Source organism: Methanoculleus chikugoensis (genome assembly GCF_900095385.1).
Lineage (GTDB): Archaea > Halobacteriota > Methanomicrobia > Methanomicrobiales > Methanoculleaceae > Methanoculleus > Methanoculleus chikugoensis_A.
Window position 1 is genome coordinate 1 of record NZ_FMID01000025.1, and the last position, 14,195, is coordinate 14,195.

15 protein-coding genes are annotated in these 14,195 nt (G+C 60.7%); 10 read left to right on the forward strand and 5 right to left on the reverse strand.

Annotated elements, in window-relative coordinates:
- Both L21_RS05240 and L21_RS05245 read right to left on the reverse strand, forming a co-directional pair.
- A partial coding sequence (locus L21_RS05240; RefSeq protein WP_143727214.1) for a PAS domain S-box protein occupies nucleotides 1–1,830 on the reverse strand: 1,830 nt, incomplete at its 3' end.
- 99 nt (nucleotides 1,831–1,929) lie between these two features.
- Nucleotides 1,930–2,412, reverse strand: a complete 483-nt coding sequence (locus L21_RS05245; protein WP_074369449.1) for a PAS domain-containing protein — start codon at nucleotides 2,410–2,412, stop codon at nucleotides 1,930–1,932.
- Between the two features lie 505 nt (nucleotides 2,413–2,917).
- On the opposite strand from L21_RS05245, the gene L21_RS05250 reads away from it, so the two are divergent.
- Together L21_RS05250 and L21_RS05255 are read left to right on the forward strand one after the other, a co-directional pair.
- Nucleotides 2,918–4,678 carry a dipeptidase gene (locus L21_RS05250; protein WP_256712401.1) on the forward strand — a complete coding sequence of 587 codons (1,761 nt, stop codon included), beginning with the start codon at nucleotides 2,918–2,920 and terminating at the stop codon, nucleotides 4,676–4,678.
- Nucleotides 4,679–4,758: 80 nt separating this feature from the next.
- Nucleotides 4,759–5,520 (forward strand): dienelactone hydrolase family protein, encoded by a 762-nt coding sequence (locus tag L21_RS05255; protein ID WP_074369492.1) that lies wholly within the window; start codon nucleotides 4,759–4,761, stop codon nucleotides 5,518–5,520.
- A 615-nt stretch (nucleotides 5,521–6,135) separates the two neighbouring features.
- On the opposite strand, the gene L21_RS05260 is transcribed toward L21_RS05255, so the two are convergent.
- The 3 genes from L21_RS05260 to L21_RS13530 are packed head-to-tail and all read right to left on the reverse strand — an operon-like array spanning nucleotide 6,136 to nucleotide 8,721.
- Nucleotides 6,136–6,906, reverse strand: coding sequence for a DUF169 domain-containing protein (locus L21_RS05260; protein ID WP_074369451.1), 771 nt, complete (start codon nucleotides 6,904–6,906; stop codon nucleotides 6,136–6,138).
- A gap of 49 nt (nucleotides 6,907–6,955) precedes the next feature.
- On the reverse strand, nucleotides 6,956–8,164 hold the full coding sequence (locus tag L21_RS05265) for an aldo/keto reductase (protein ID WP_074369493.1): 1,209 nt from the start codon (nucleotides 8,162–8,164) through the stop codon (nucleotides 6,956–6,958).
- A gap of 35 nt (nucleotides 8,165–8,199) precedes the next feature.
- A complete protein-coding gene (locus L21_RS13530) occupies nucleotides 8,200–8,721 on the reverse strand; it encodes a TetR/AcrR family transcriptional regulator (protein WP_256712404.1) in 522 nt (173 codons plus the stop codon).
- Nucleotides 8,722–8,856: 135 nt separating this feature from the next.
- Here L21_RS13530 and L21_RS05275 point away from each other — a divergent pair, with 135 nt between their 5' ends.
- The 8 genes from L21_RS05275 (at nucleotide 8,857) to L21_RS05310 (ending at nucleotide 14,125) form a co-directional block, all read left to right on the forward strand.
- Nucleotides 8,857–9,303, forward strand: a complete 447-nt coding sequence (locus L21_RS05275) for a hypothetical protein (RefSeq protein WP_074369452.1) — start codon at nucleotides 8,857–8,859, stop codon at nucleotides 9,301–9,303.
- A complete protein-coding gene (locus tag L21_RS05280; protein WP_074369453.1) occupies nucleotides 9,300–10,061 on the forward strand; it encodes a hypothetical protein in 762 nt (253 codons plus the stop codon). Before L21_RS05275 ends, L21_RS05280 begins: the two co-directional genes overlap by 4 nt.
- Before the next feature lie 127 nt (nucleotides 10,062–10,188).
- Nucleotides 10,189–10,791 (forward strand): DUF1673 family protein, encoded by a 603-nt coding sequence (locus L21_RS05285; RefSeq protein WP_074369454.1) that lies wholly within the window; start codon nucleotides 10,189–10,191, stop codon nucleotides 10,789–10,791.
- Nucleotides 10,788–11,396, forward strand: coding sequence for a DUF1673 family protein (locus tag L21_RS05290; RefSeq protein WP_256712407.1), 609 nt, complete (start codon nucleotides 10,788–10,790; stop codon nucleotides 11,394–11,396). The genes L21_RS05285 and L21_RS05290 overlap by 4 nt, the downstream gene beginning before the upstream one ends.
- Nucleotides 11,393–12,004, forward strand: coding sequence for a DUF1673 family protein (locus L21_RS05295; RefSeq protein WP_256712409.1), 612 nt, complete (start codon nucleotides 11,393–11,395; stop codon nucleotides 12,002–12,004). The genes L21_RS05290 and L21_RS05295 overlap by 4 nt, the downstream gene beginning before the upstream one ends.
- Complete coding sequence (locus tag L21_RS05300; RefSeq protein WP_074369455.1) at nucleotides 12,001–12,702, forward strand: DUF1673 family protein; 702 nt, start codon at nucleotides 12,001–12,003, stop codon at nucleotides 12,700–12,702. The genes L21_RS05295 and L21_RS05300 overlap by 4 nt, the downstream gene beginning before the upstream one ends.
- Nucleotides 12,699–13,388 carry a DUF1673 family protein gene (locus L21_RS05305; protein ID WP_074369456.1) on the forward strand — a complete coding sequence of 230 codons (690 nt, stop codon included), beginning with the start codon at nucleotides 12,699–12,701 and terminating at the stop codon, nucleotides 13,386–13,388. The genes L21_RS05300 and L21_RS05305 overlap by 4 nt, the downstream gene beginning before the upstream one ends.
- Nucleotides 13,385–14,125 (forward strand): DUF1673 family protein, encoded by a 741-nt coding sequence (locus L21_RS05310; protein WP_074369457.1) that lies wholly within the window; start codon nucleotides 13,385–13,387, stop codon nucleotides 14,123–14,125. Before L21_RS05305 ends, L21_RS05310 begins: the two co-directional genes overlap by 4 nt.
- Nucleotides 14,126–14,195: the final 70 nt, after the last annotated feature.

Genomic DNA, 14,195 nt, shown 5'->3' on the forward strand with positions numbered 1-14,195 from the left:
TTCGATCCAGATTCGTCCACCGTAGCGCTCGATGAGCGTCCTGCAGATGAAGAGCCCGAGACCGTCGCCCCTCCCCCGGGCTTTCCCCCGCTCGAACCGGTGGAAGAGTTTTTCCTTCATGTCGTCGGGCACGCCGGGCCCGTTGTCCTCGACCGTCACCAGCACCTCGCCGTCCCGCTCCTCCGCCCGGACGACGATCTCCACGCCCGGCCCGCCGAACTTGACGCTGTTGCCGATGAGGTTCATGAAGACCATGGAGAGGAGGTTGTCCGCCATGACCTCAAGCGGCGGAACCTCCCGGCGTATCGATGCGCCGCGGAAGTTTCCGCCCTCCTCATCGACGACCATGCTGAGGTCGACCGGTGAAAACCCGGTCGAACTGGTGTGAATACGCCTGATCGTCGAGACGTTCATGAGGATCTCGGTGCTCCGCGAGATGCTGTCGTGAAGTTTTTGCGCGTAGGCCTTCTCGCGCTCCTCGAGCAGATCGAGCATGAGGCCGGCGTAGATGCCGGAGACGTTGTTCGCATTCCTGATGTCGTGTGTCATGATGTCGAGGTAGAGGTTCGCCTCCCGGTGCGCCTCCTCGAGACTGGCGATCAGCCGGTTCCGCTCCTCCTCGGCATGTTTTCGGTCGGTGACGTCGCGTGCGTTGACGATGAACCCCCGGGCGCTCCCCTCCCGGAGCAGGCTCGCACCGGTAACTTCGAGGTGTATCCACCGCCCTGAAGAGTCCCGGACCCTGACCTCGAAGGTGATTATCGCCGATGGCTGAACCATTCTGGTTCTCATCGCCTCCAGCACTGTTGGCATATCATCAGGATGCGTAAGGTCGAGTGCATTCATTCCTATGAGATCTTCGGGGTCGTAATTTCCAATCCGCTTCACTGAGGGGCTCGCATAGGTGATGCACCCGTTTATATCGAGAAGGAGGATGATATCGGACGCGTTCTCGATGAGAGAACGGAAGTGCTCCTCGCTCTCCTGCAGAGCCCGGTTGAGAAGCGCCAGCTCTTCGGTCTTCTCCTGTAACTGCTCGGCGGTGCACTGCAGTTCTTCGTTCTGGACCTCCATCTCTTCGGCCGACTGCTGCAACTGTTCCAGGAGTCTCTGCTTCTGCGCCTCCGCCCGCTTCAGTTCCGTAATCTCCGTTCCGACGGCGATGACTCCAGTGATGCCTCCCTGCGCATCCCGGAGAGGGGTCTTTGTCGAGTAAAAGATCCGGTTCCCGACCTCTTCCTCGAAGGTCTCGGTGATCCCGGTCTCCATAACGCGCTGCTCGTGGGCTACGACGGGTCCGCCGACCTCCGGGCCGAGGAGTTCGGCCTCCGACTTCCCGAGCACCTCGGGGTGCGATCTGCCGATTGTCCGGAGCACGGCGGGGTTGCACATCACGAGACGGCTCCGGCGATCGGTGACGTAGATGGGTGCCGGCGTATTCTCGCAGATGGCGTTGAGGATGGCGTTGGCCTTCGCGAGTTCGTCCGTGCGTTCGATCACGCGCTCCTCAAGCGTCTCGTTCAGTTTTTGCAGCGCCTCCTCGGCCCGCTTGCGCTTGGTTATGTCGATACCCACCTCAAGAATGTGGAGGGGGCCGTCCGCTTCGGTGAAGGGGAAGTCGAAGATATCGTAATCGTGACCGTCCGGGCCGGTCCACTCCCAGTGGTGGGGCGCTCCCGTCCTCACGACGTTGTATGACTCGCAGTTCTCGCAGGGCTCCGTGCGTCCGAAGAGATATTCGAAGCAGCGCCGGTCACCGCATTCGCCGAACCGCTCCCGGAAGGAGCGGTTGGCGAAGGGTACGCGGTAGTCTGGCGAGAGGAGTATCACGTATACCGGCAGGGTCTCCAGGACGTCGTAGAGCCGTTTCCGCTCGGCCTTCGCCGCCTCCTCGGCCCGGATGCGTTCGGTGATCTCGGCCTGCAGCGCTTAGTTCGCCTCCCGGAGCTCGAGGGTCCGTTCCCGCACACGCATCTCGAGTTCATCGTACGCTCTCTGCAGCGCCTCCTCGGCCTGTTTGCGCTCGGTGATGTCCTGGCCCTGCGCGATGACCGAGGAGACCGTCTTCTGGTCGTCTTCGTACACGGCGGCGGAGTTCCAGAGGACCGTCCTGATCCTGCCGTCCGCCGTGAGTATGGGGATCTCGACGACCTCCCATCGCTCCCCTGCCGTCGTCTTCCAGATGAGATCCATCAGTTCTTCCCGCCGGGTTTCGGGAAAGAGGATCTCCGGCGACCGGCCGATGACCTCGCTCGCGGTCCGCCCCGTCAGCCGTTCGAAGGCGTTGTTGAACCGCGTTATCCTGAGACTCGCATCCCAGACGATTATGGGGGCGTTGGCGTAGGTGATCAGGTTCTCCAGGTACTGGGTCGTTTCAGATCCTTTCTCGGGTGATTCGTGATCGTGTATCAAAATTTGATCCTCCTTCATAAGACACGCTGTCGAGCGAACCGGGAGCGTGGGGAGGTTATCACCGGCGGCCCGGAGCGGTTTACTCTCTCGAGCGCTCCCGGTGCCGGCCTTATTGTGGGCTGATCCGGCGACGTTCCGGGTAGAACGCTTGAATGGAATTGGACCCCTATCCGTGAACCGGTTTTAGGATACCTCTGCAATTAATCTTTGGCATTTGGTACCTGCAAAGGCACAAGAAGGCCGGACTATACTCCTTTTTGTCTCCAGACGCCCTTCATTCGGTTCGTGCCTCCATAAACCGCCGGCAGGAACCGTCCGGCCGAGAGCAGGCGCCGTGAGGGCGGTGCGTGAATAACGTTCAATCTAAGTGGGCATTTTTCCCGAAAGTGGCGTCGAATACGACGATAAATTCGCTATGTTTTTCTACCCGGGTCGCCTTTTTTCCTTCATGCGAATACGTATCGGTACGACTCATTTTCTTCAAAATTGCCTCTGTCTCTTCGCCGTGCTTCTTCTGGTATCGAATGCAGCGGCATGCACCGTCTTTGCGATAACCCCCGGCGCATCCGAAGACGGGTCGATGTACGTCGGGCATACGAACGACGGTGTCGGGAAAGACTGGAGGAACATCGACGACATCAGCATACTCTACGTTCCAGCGGCCGACCATGCTCCCGGAGAGAAGAGGCCGGTCTTCTTCGATCCCGACAGCGGTTCGGATGCGGCGGGAGGCGCGAGCGCCGGTGATTCGCGCCTGGTTCTCGGGCATATCGACCAGGTGCCGCACACCTACGCCTATTACACCGGCTCGTACGGCATGATGAACGAACACCAGCTCCTCTCCGCCGAGTGTACCGACTACGCGAAAGTCGAGTTCGATGCAGCCGAAGGAAAGCGGATCTTCTACTCCTCGGAGCTCTCGAACGTGGCGCTCGAACGGTGCACGAAAGCGCGTGAGGCGGTCGAGCTGGTCGGCGGCCTGATCGACACCTACGGCTACTATGGAACCGGCGAGACGCTCGTCTTCGCCGACCCACAGGAGGCATGGGTCATCGAGATCTGTTCGAGCCTCGATGAGGCGGACGGCGGCGGTCTCTGGGTCGCACAGAAGATCCCCGATGGAGAGGTCTTCGTTGCGGCAAACGAGTTCAGGATCCGCGAGGTCGTTCCCGGGAGCCCTGATCAGATCTACTCGAAGGATCTCTTCGGGAAACTCGAAAAGGCGGGATTATGGTCGCCTGCGGACGGCCCGATCGACTGGCTCGAGGCCGTCAGCTACGGCGAGTATGCACATCCCTATTACTCGCTGATGCGGGTCTGGCGTATCCAGGATCGGCTTGCCCCGTCGCTCAACCTGAGCCCGTACGTCGAGAACTCGTACATGAAGGCGTACCCGTTCACTATCAAACCCGACGAGAAGGTCAACCTGACCGGAGCGTTCTCGCTCTTCCGGGATCACTACGAGGGAACCGAATTCGACTTATCGAGCGGTGGGGCCGCAGGGCCGTTCGGAAACCCGTACCGCTATTTGGGGCCTGCCGACGCCCACACCAATTTCCAGAACGGATCGTACATGGAGGTCCGTCCCGGGGCGAATCCGCGGCCGATCTCGGAGATCTTCTGCAGTTACAGTTACGTCGCTCAGGCACGCTCGTCCCTCCCCGACCCGGTGGGAGGCGTGCTCTGGTTCGGTCCGGCGGTCGCGTACGAGACGGTCTATGCGCCTATCTACGCGGGCTCGACGAACGTATCCGCCGCGTACGCGGCCGGCGACCGGTCGACATACGATAGCAGTACCGCCTACTGGACGTTCGACTTTGTGACGAACTGGGCCATGCTTCGCTACGACGCGATGATCGAAGAGATCACCGAAAAGCAGGGCGAACTCGAGGCCGGGTCGATAGCGCTCGTGCAGGAGACCGACAGAAAGGCGGCCGACCTCATCTCCGACGGCGACGATGAAGGCGCGGCACATCTCCTCACGGACTTCACCGTCACCCGGGGCGACGAGATCATCGAGGAGTGGCACGATCTGTCGGGCACGCTGATCGTCACGTACTCGAACGGCCTCATAACCGACCCGGCGACGGGGGCGGTCGAGGAGCCCGGGTATCCGGCATGGTGGCTGAACGAGACCGGGTACCAGTACGGGCCGCGGGTCTACGAACTAGATGAACTCCGCGCAACCGACGGGCTGAACTACACCGAGAGCAGCGTCTGGGTCCCGAAGAGCGCAACGTTTGCGGATATCCGGGAACTCATCTGACCACTTTTTTTGCCGATTGGGCGTCACCGTTATATGACGTGAGCAGGATGGGGGTGCACCCATGGATGGGGGGGACTCCTATGAGAGATGTGATCCTGCTTGCAGCGGTCGTATCCCTGCTCCTCCTCGTCGGCGGTGTGGGCGCCGCCGACATCGGGACTGCCGGGATGCGGAACGGAACGACGGTGAATATCCTGAGCGGCGGCCAGAGTTATCCGGCTTACATCACGACCCCCGAGGACGGCGGGCCGTCCCCGGCCGTGGTGCTGCTCCACTCCTTCAACGGCCTGGAGCCCGGCTATCAGGTCATGGCCGACCGCCTGGCGACGGAGGGGTTCGTCGTCATCGCCCCCGAGTGGCAGACCTACGCCCAGTCGCCGGAGGACAACGTGACGGAGGCGCTGGTCCGGGATACGGTCGCGTATCTCGGAACCCGGCCCGAGGTTAACTCAAGCAGCATCGGCCTGACGGGGTTCTGCGCGGGCGGGCGCTACACGATGCTCTTCCTGCCGCAGATAGAGGAGTTCAGTGCGGGTGTCGCCTGGTACGGCTTCCCCTACTCCGGCGGGCAGGCGAACGGGACCGCCCCGGCGGAGGTCATCGGCAACATCACCGACCCGATGCTGATCATCCACGGCACGGCGGATGAGGCAAGCCCGGTGACCGATATCTACCGGTATGCGACCGATCTCGATGCGGCCGGGAAATATTTCGAGCTCAAGGTCTACCAGGGCGAGCCACACGGGTTCATGATTGGAGAGGACGGGCAGCTGGTGGAGAGTCCTGTCGCAGAGAGTGCGTATGAGGAGATGGCAACTTTTTTCAACCGGACGCTTGGGTGAGTGCTATCTTATTGAACATTTCTTATTTTTTTGGCTCTGTTGAAACCATATTCTGATCTTCACCCTTACCCTGATGAGGGCGGTGCCGGACTAGTCTCGTCCCTAGGGCGATCTTTCGTCTCTGGGGCATGTCCTCATACAGTGACCGTGGCGGCTATCGCCATTGGGGGTGGGGCTGACGGGGAGGGGGAGACCCCCTCCCCTGTCTCCCCTATCTGAGACACCAGTAACCCCCACCCCACCCGGCCTCCGGCCTCCTCCTCCGCACCTTCGGTGCTCATGCTCCGGCCCTACAGCCCGTCGCACCCCGCCCCGGGGGCGGGGGCAGTCATGGCGATATGCGATGGACGGAACGCCCGGAGCGCAAACACCGCAGATGTGCAACCTGGTGAAAAGCCATACCCATGAGTCCCCCTGATTGTGGCCACCTGGAACAAACAGTTGGGGTTTCAACAAAGCCCAATTTCAATAGCATTAAATCCAAGAGCGACTCCTCTTGCCCATTTAATTTAGGCAATATGTGTTGCGTTTTTGTCGGCTAACGCCCCATATCCGAGCCCGCCTTTCCAGGGCGTTTAGAATCCCCTCCTGAAGAGTTAGCCCGTTATTTCCTGACTATGGTGAATACAGTCTGTCGCTCCGGTCGATCTTCTTCACCACCTTCCCCCAGGACTCCGTGATGAGGAAACTCTCCTCCATGAAGCCGACCACCTGGATAAACTTCTTCATGGGAAAGGCCATCGTCAGGACGTCCAGCGGGACGCAGGGCCGTGCCGAGGGGTCGAACATCCCGAGCACCGCTCGCGGGTTCTCGCTCTGCTGTTCGAGCCACGGGAAATAGAAGACCGAGCTGCACCCGGCGCCGAAGGGAGTGATGACGCCGTTCGGGTCTGACCGGTCGAAGTTTGCAAGCGTGAAGAGGCCAGAGAGCACCTCGGGCCGGGCGAAGAAGACGACGGCGTCCGGGTTGTCCGCGTCCGTGAGATTGTCCCAGCGCTTGAAGACGATGCTCTTCCCTTTCGTCGGTATTCGGGTGGTCCCCCGGTCGAGTTCGTCGACGATCTCCGGCGTCTGCTTGTAGCGCTCCCCCTCCATCTCGCCGGGTTTCCCGTAGGAGAGGAAGTAGCGGAAGTCGGGGAACCGTTCGGCGTCGTAGCCGAGGTAGAACCTCCCCCCGCGGCACCCGATGGCATCTTCGGAGAAGGCGAGGCTTTTGCCGTTTCGCACCTTCGTAAGGTCGCAGACGAAGCACCTCCAGCCCTTCGGGGCGGGGGCCTTCTCCACACCGTCGGTCGGTCCCCCGACCTCGAAGGCGATCGGGAGGTCCGTTCCCGGGAAGTAGTTCTCGTGGAGTCGCGTGTAGGCGTCGCGCAGTGCTGTGTCCATACGGGCCTGTTTTGGCGCGGTGGGGATTAATATTCTGATCCGTGCCGCTTCAGGCTTTCCTCAGCGTGTTCCAGCGCATGAGCCTGAGGGCGTATTCCGTCACGCTCCCGATGATCCGGGCGCCGACGGTCTCATACTCCTTTGTAACCTCCGCGAGGTGCTCCGGGATGGGGAGATGCTGCGGGCATACCTTCACGCACTTGCCGCAGTTCCTGCATAACGACGCATACGCCGGTTCCGCTCCGTCCATCTTCCCTCCGACCCGGAGGTGGTACATCACCTTCGACTGGAGCGTCCCCCCGCCGGTGTTGTAGGCCTCGAAGCATCCGGGGATGTTCACGCCCGCCGGACAGGGCATGCAGTACCGGCACCCGGTGCAGCCCACCCTGTTCAGGCTGCGGTAAGCCTCCGCCGCCCGGCCGACGATCTCGAGTTCCTTCTCGGTGAGAGAGTTCGGGCGAGCTTCTCCGGCGATCCGGATATTCTCCTCGATATGCTGCTCGTCGTTCATCCCCGAGAGGACCACCGTGACCTCGGGGTGGTTCCAGACCCACCGGAGCCCCCATTCGGCCGGAGTCCGCTTTGTATCGGCCTCGTCCCAGACTGCCCGCACCTGCGCCGGCGGGTCTCTCGCAAGGTAGCCGCCCCGGAGCGGCTCCATGATGATGACGCCGAGCCCCTTTGAAGCCGCATACATGAGCCCTTCGGTTCCCGCCTGGTTCATCTCGTCCAGGAAATTATACTGGATCTGGCAGAAGTCCCAGCCGTAACCGTCGACGATCTCCTTGAAGGCCTCGACGCCGCAATGCGATGAGAAGCCCGCGTTCACGATGCGGTCGTCCGCCTTTGCCGCATCGAGAAACCCGGCGACCCCGAGGTCGTTCATCTTCCTCCAGCCCTCGCCGCTCGTGAGGCTGTGGATCAGGTAGTAGTCGATATGGTCCGTCTTTAAGGTCCTGAGCTGGAGATCGAGCATCCTGTCCATATCCTCGCGGGACGTAACGAGCATGTGCGGCAGTTTCGTCGCCAGTTTGACCTTTTCCCGGTAGCCGTCGGCAAGCGCGCGGGCGAGCACCTGCTCGCTTCCCGGGTATATCAGCGCGGTGTCGAGGTAGTTCACCCCGTGGTCGACGGCATACCGGATCTGCCGTATCGCCCGCTCTTCATCGATACCCATCCGCTTCGTCGGCAGCCTCATGCAGCCGAAACCCAGCACCGAGAGTTCGTCGCCGGTCTTCTCCATCTTCCGATATAGCATGGTCAGTACCTCCTCTCTCAAAGAACCGCTATCCGTCATTCTCTCGTCAACCCTCCTGCCGATCTCCTCCGCCATCCGGTTCTTGATGAGGTCATCCCGAAAAGATCCTGAACGTTCCACACTCCCTGATCGGAACACTCACCTCCGAGGTTTCTCCCCTCTGAACGATATCCCGGGCAAGGGGGGTGAAACGGCTTCCCATCGGGTATCGCCACTCGGTGGAGGGATCGGGAGGGGGTGTCCCCCTCCCGGCAAAGAGGTTTTAGGACAACTTCGATATCAAAGTAGGCGAAGTTGATGAGTTCCTCTTTCGTCGGGAAGTAGTGAAAGAGCGTCCCGTTTGAGATGCCGGCCTCGCGCGCGATGAGCGACGTCGGGGTGCCGTGGAATCCCCTCTCCGTGAAGAGCCTGACGGCAGTGGCGACGATGGCGGTCTTTTTTCTGTCCCTGTCCTCGGTCATACGGGCCTCGCGGGTGTGACCGGTCGTTCTGGAGTGACCACTCATTCCAACGATCTTCAGGGCATTATGGCTTTCTTTTCGTGCGGTTTCATACACGATTCGGACTGCCTCCATGAGCGGAGAGGGTATGAGGGGTATACCGATCTCCCCGGGTACGTGGGCGGCCCTGCAGGAGAGTTAGCGGTGAAACAAATCGAAATGTATATATTGTCAACCTCTGAATGTTGACGCATGCCTATCCCCTTAAACGACAGGCAGTTTGCGTTCTGGAACCTCCGGCGGAGCGGTCTTCCCAACATCCAGATCGCGGACCGCTTCAAGATATCCCGCCAGGCGGTCTCGAAGGCGCTGCTTGCCATGGACCGGAAGGTCGAGGAGACGCTTCTTTCGATGGCGCAGGCGAACCAGATCGAGATCGAGCGCCTGAACGCGGGAGTTGGCGTTCTCTTCGGGCGTTCCGTCCCCTTCGACGCGGCGGCCATTGTCTTCGTATCGGCGGACCACGGGGTGCAGGTCTGGTACGAGCACGAGGGCGACTGCGGCGCGTGCCGGCGATACACCCGGTGCATCGAGCTCCTCTGGGGCTACGCGGACGAACTGGGGATTACGCTTGAAAAGACCGACGATCCGACCCGTCTGGCCGACGAACTCTTTGCGAAACTCCGGGAGATGGTATGATGACTCTCATGGAGACGATACGGGCGTACCTCGGGTGGTGCCCCGCGGAGGGGCAGACACGCCGGCAGATGCAGCTGGGGCCCGAAATGCGCGGGGACACTCCACATGACGGCCGACGGCGTATAGGCGGTATAAGTATGAAGTTCGATTCCATCGTCAAAGAAGAATTCTGGCGCTCAACTGCAGTCTTCTGGATCTTGGTCATCATCACTGCTTTCGTCATTACGGCTGGTTATCTCCCAATACCGGCATTTCTGTTGTTTCCCCTGCCACTGGCGATCACTGCAGTAATCTTCTGCATCGTGGTGTGGTACAGGCGAAAAGAGCATCTGACCGATCCCAATCCTGTGAGCATCCTCCATCACGCTCTCGGGTTAAGAAACAGAGAGAAGAAAACGAAGCGGAGAGGAACTGCCATCGAGAAAATGTTCGATGCCGTCCTTCTCGCTCTAATCTTCTTAATCTACCTCTACGCATCCCTTGCGTACTCTATCAGCCAGATCTACTGGCTTCCCGTCCTTATCGTCATTGGCCTGTTCCTGACACGCATTGTCTTCACCGACGGTGGTGTTCAACATGTCACCGTTGCGCGATCAGTTATCTTCTACCTCATAGTAGCCATGATCTTTCTTCTGCGCTACCTAGCATTGGGGTATCCCATTGTCCCCCTCCTCCAGGCATTCGTGCTTATTGGTATCGTTTCTTTCCCCATCCTCTACATCTGGGAACGGCGGCGCACACAGGAGGGAACAGATTGATGATAACTCTTGGAGCGATGGAGCAGTTTTGCACACCCGTCCGGGAGATATTCGGGGCGGAGATCAGCAGCGAACCCACTTTGCGGGAAATGGTAGCGGACAGACAAAGAATTCGGGAGATGATGCTATGACTCTCATGGAGACGATCCGGGCGTACCTCGGATGGTGCCCCATGACGGGGGCGGTGCAGGCGGAACTCGCGGTGCGGTCGGCTGCGGCCGTAGCGGCGGGCGGGCGGGACTGCGTCCCCCGGAACGAACCCGGGTGGTGGCGCCGCTATCACAACCAACTCTTCACCATGGCGCTGGCCGCATCGGCGGCGACAGCAGCGGTTTATCTCCTGATCGGGGATGAGTTGGGGTATCCGGATGTGTGGACGGGCCTTGCCATCGGGGCTGGAGGGGCCCTCGGCTTCCTGCTCGGTCACCGGAAGCAGTATGCGCGGGTTGCCGCCGGCGAGTTCATCAGGGCCAACATGAGCCGGCAGCAGCGCGTCATCCGGGACCTGGGCGGGCCGGTGGCCCTCATTCTCTCCGCCGCCATCATGGTGCTTTTTGTTTGGAACGGCATGTTCGGCCAGATCATCGGGTTCATGCTGGCCGTGAGCCTCATCGGGTGGGCGACGTACGGTATCACGATCCTCTGGGAGCGCCGGCACCGGACAACCCTGATCGCGGAGAAGGGGTCGATGTATATCCTGGATACGACAGCGGAGGGTGAAAACGCATGATGCTGAAGGTCACCGGGGCGATACGGAGGCTTATGGGCTGGTGCCCCATGACGGGGTCGATGCGGCCGGAGCTCACGATGCGACCGGCGACTGCCGCGGTACCGGGCGGGCGGGACGGCCCCCTCCGGACCCGGCCCGGGTGGTGGCGGCTCCACCACAACCAGCTGCTGGTCGCGGCAATAGCCTTCTCGGCGGCGGCACCGGCGCTCTTTATCCTGGTCGAGGATGCTCTCGGGCACCTCGCCATGTGGACGGGTCTTGCCGTCGGGGTAGGAGCGCTCCTCGGCTCTCTGCTCAGTTACCGCTCCCGGTATGCGCGGGTTGCCGCTGGCGAGTTCCGCAGGGACAACATGACCCGAAGACAGCGCATTGTCCAGTACCTGAGGGTGCCGGTGGCCTCCGTTCTCCTCGCCGCCGGTATGGCGTATTTTGTTCTGGGCGAGATGTTCGACCGGATGCTCGGGGTCGTGCTGGGCATGTGTCTCATCTGCTGGATCTGGTACGGCCTCACGATCCTCTGGGAGCGCCGGCACAAGGCGATCATGATCGCGGAGTGGGGGTCGGTGTATACCGTGGATACGGCAACAGAGGGTGAACGCGTATGATAATGAAGTTCTCCGAGACGATACGGAGGCTGATGGGCTGGTGCCCCATGGCAGGATCGGTGCGGATGGATCTCTCAGTGCGGCCGGCGGCGGCCGCGGCAGCGGGCGGGCGGGACGGGCTCTTTCGGGCCGGGGCCGGGTGGTGGAGGCACTATCATAATCAGCTGCTGGTCATGGCGCTGGCTGTCTCGGCGGTGGCAGCGGCGTTCTTTACCCTGGTCGAGGACGCTTCCGGGTATCCGGCCGTATGGATGGGTCTTGCCATCGGGGCGGGAGCGGTCATCGGCTTCCTGCTCGGTTGCCGAAAACAGTATGCGCAGATTGCCGCCGGCGAGTTCCGCAGGGAGAACATGAGCCGGCAATTGCGCATCACAAGGGAACTGAGTGTGCCGGTAGCCTTCATTCTTCTTCTCGCCCTTATGGCTTATTTACTCCAAGAAGGCTTGTTCGACCAGATCCTCGGGTTCATGCTGGGCTTGAGCCTCGCCTTCTGGGCTCTATATGGCATCACGGTCCTCTGGGAGCGGCGGCACCAGGCGACCCTGATCGCAGAGAAGGGATCGATGTATGTCGTAGATATGGAGCGCAGCGAGGAGGAAATTGTATGACGCTGAGGCTTTCCGAGACGATCCGGAGGTGGATGGGCTGGTGCCCGAACGCGGACACTAACAGGTTCAGTCGACGCTACGCCACGCTGGACGATGAGATCGTGACCGGAACGGCGAAAAAAAGCGACCGGGAGGCGGTGGAGGGGGCGCTGGTGGACTATGGCCTTACCGGGAATCCGGCAACGTACCTCATTCTAATTGTTGCCACCGCCCTTCTCATCGGCTGCTTCTTCGTTACGTCTCCTGCAGGGAACCTGTTTCTGCTGGTTATCATACTGGCTTTCTCCGGTGTGGAGTTGTACGGGGCCCTGAGAAAGGCCCGTGTCGAGATCTCTTCGGATACGATCACTATCCGGCGGCCACTCTTCCGCCCCATAGTCATCCCGAAGGATGCCGTCGAGAAGGCGGAGGTGGGAGAGAAAAAACTCCCCGTCCCTTCCTGGCTCCTCGTGGCGGCGCTCGCGGCGATCTTCGTGTCGGCGGCCGGCGGCATATACTCTGGATGGGGTGATCCGACCTCCATGCGGTTCATCTTCGGGCTTGCCGCCGCGATCTTCTTTCCGGTGCTCTTCTACCGCACCTACGTGCGGATCCGCTACCTGCAGGTCCTGGTGATAACGACCACGAAGAAGAGGATTGCTGTGATCTACACGGACGATCCCAAACGGATAGCCCGAGTGCTGGGGGTAGCCAGATGACGTTCTTCATGGAATATCTCAGGAAGAAGCTCGGTTGGTGCCCGAACGCAGCAGTGACCGGCACCGTCCGGCGGCGGTACGCCGCGCCGGCCGGCGAGGTCGGTATGGCGAGAGAAGGCAACCGGGATGTGGTGGAGGGTGCACTGGTGGACTACGGCCCGATCGGCACCCCGGGGAGGCTCTTCATTCTGCTTGTTGCCGGCGCTCTCCTCACTGGATGCCTCGTCGTTCTGGCACCTGCTGTGGGCCTTTTTGTGCTGGTCATCATACTGGCTTACTCCGGTATGGAGATCTATGGAGTCATGCGAAGAGCCCGTGTTGAGGTCACCCCGGACACGATTACCATCACGCGACTCTTTCGGCCCATCGTCATCCCGAAGGACGCCGTCGTGAAAGTGGAAGTGAAGGAGAACAAACTCCCCATCCCTTACTGGCTCCTTGTGGGGGCACTGGCGATGATCTTCCTATCGGCGGCCGGCGGTATATACTATGGACTCTCAAATCCGGCCTCCATGCGGTTTATCTCCGGGCTTGGCGCCGTGATCTTCTTCCCCGTGATCATCTACCGCACCTACGTGCGGACACGTTACCCGCGAGCCCTGACGATAACGACTCCGAAGAAGATCGCCGCAATCTACACCGATGACCCCGAACGGATTGCCCGAACGCTGGGGGTAGCCGGATGACGGTCTTCATGGAGTATATCCGGAAGAAGCTCGGCTGGTGCCCGAACGCCGGCGCCGTCAGACCTGTCCGCCAGCGATATGCCGAGCCGGCCGGCGAGGTCGGGCTCGGGGCGGCGGCGGGCGGCAACCATGAGATGGTGGAGGGTGCCCTTGTGGATTACGTCAGTCCCCGCCTCTTACCGCTGATACTGCTTGCCTTCGGTGGGTTCTTCGGGCTCCTCGTAGTAGGCTTCCTGATCCCCCAGTTGCGTTCCGGGTTCTATATCCTCCTCGCCCTCACCTTCACGACGTATGCCGCAGTGCGCCTCTATCTCGATACGAAACAGACAGTAGTAGAGTCCTTCGGGGATGCCATCGTCGTCCGGAGACCACCTTCCCGACCGCTCATCTTCGGAAAGGATGTCATCAGGTCGGTCGAGGTGAAAGAGACAAACCTTCCCATTCCACGCTGGGCGTTCGCGTTGCTCTTTCTTCTCCTGATTGCGGGGATATTCTTCGGCCTCGCAGGGAGGGGGTTGACGCAGTTTTTAGGTGGCCAGGTCATCGACCCCGATCTCTCGTTTCATCTTCTCTTTTCAGCCGGCTTTGCGGTGTATTTGCTAGCGAAGTTATATCACGCCCTTCTCAGTCTGGGGTATCCCGGTTACCTCAAGGTGAAACTGGAGCCCGCCGGATACCTTCATATCTACACGGACGACCCGGAGAGGGTTGCGGTGCTGCTCGGTTCCTCTCGATGACGGGGCATACCTTTTGACGGGAACCGTCCAATATACAGAGCGACATCCGATGAAACTCCTGTACCGCATC

What these genes read in the sequence shown, in the direction of transcription:
- L21_RS05255 (WP_074369492.1), top strand. Translation starts at nt 4,759, where the DNA reads ATGAGAGATGTGATCCTGCTTGCAGCGGTCGTATCCCTGCTCCTCCTC.
- L21_RS05260 (WP_074369451.1), bottom strand. Translation starts at nt 6,906, where the DNA reads ATGGACACAGCACTGCGCGACGCCTACACGCGACTCCACGAGAACTAC.
- L21_RS05265 (WP_074369493.1), bottom strand. Translation starts at nt 8,164, where the DNA reads ATGCTATATCGGAAGATGGAGAAGACCGGCGACGAACTCTCGGTGCTG.
- L21_RS05275 (WP_074369452.1), top strand. Translation starts at nt 8,857, where the DNA reads ATGCCTATCCCCTTAAACGACAGGCAGTTTGCGTTCTGGAACCTCCGG.
- L21_RS05280 (WP_074369453.1), top strand. Translation starts at nt 9,300, where the DNA reads ATGATGACTCTCATGGAGACGATACGGGCGTACCTCGGGTGGTGCCCC.
- L21_RS05285 (WP_074369454.1), top strand. Translation starts at nt 10,189, where the DNA reads ATGACTCTCATGGAGACGATCCGGGCGTACCTCGGATGGTGCCCCATG.
- L21_RS05290 (WP_256712407.1), top strand. Translation starts at nt 10,788, where the DNA reads ATGATGCTGAAGGTCACCGGGGCGATACGGAGGCTTATGGGCTGGTGC.
- L21_RS05295 (WP_256712409.1), top strand. Translation starts at nt 11,393, where the DNA reads ATGATAATGAAGTTCTCCGAGACGATACGGAGGCTGATGGGCTGGTGC.
- L21_RS05300 (WP_074369455.1), top strand. Translation starts at nt 12,001, where the DNA reads ATGACGCTGAGGCTTTCCGAGACGATCCGGAGGTGGATGGGCTGGTGC.
- L21_RS05305 (WP_074369456.1), top strand. Translation starts at nt 12,699, where the DNA reads ATGACGTTCTTCATGGAATATCTCAGGAAGAAGCTCGGTTGGTGCCCG.
- L21_RS05310 (WP_074369457.1), top strand. Translation starts at nt 13,385, where the DNA reads ATGACGGTCTTCATGGAGTATATCCGGAAGAAGCTCGGCTGGTGCCCG.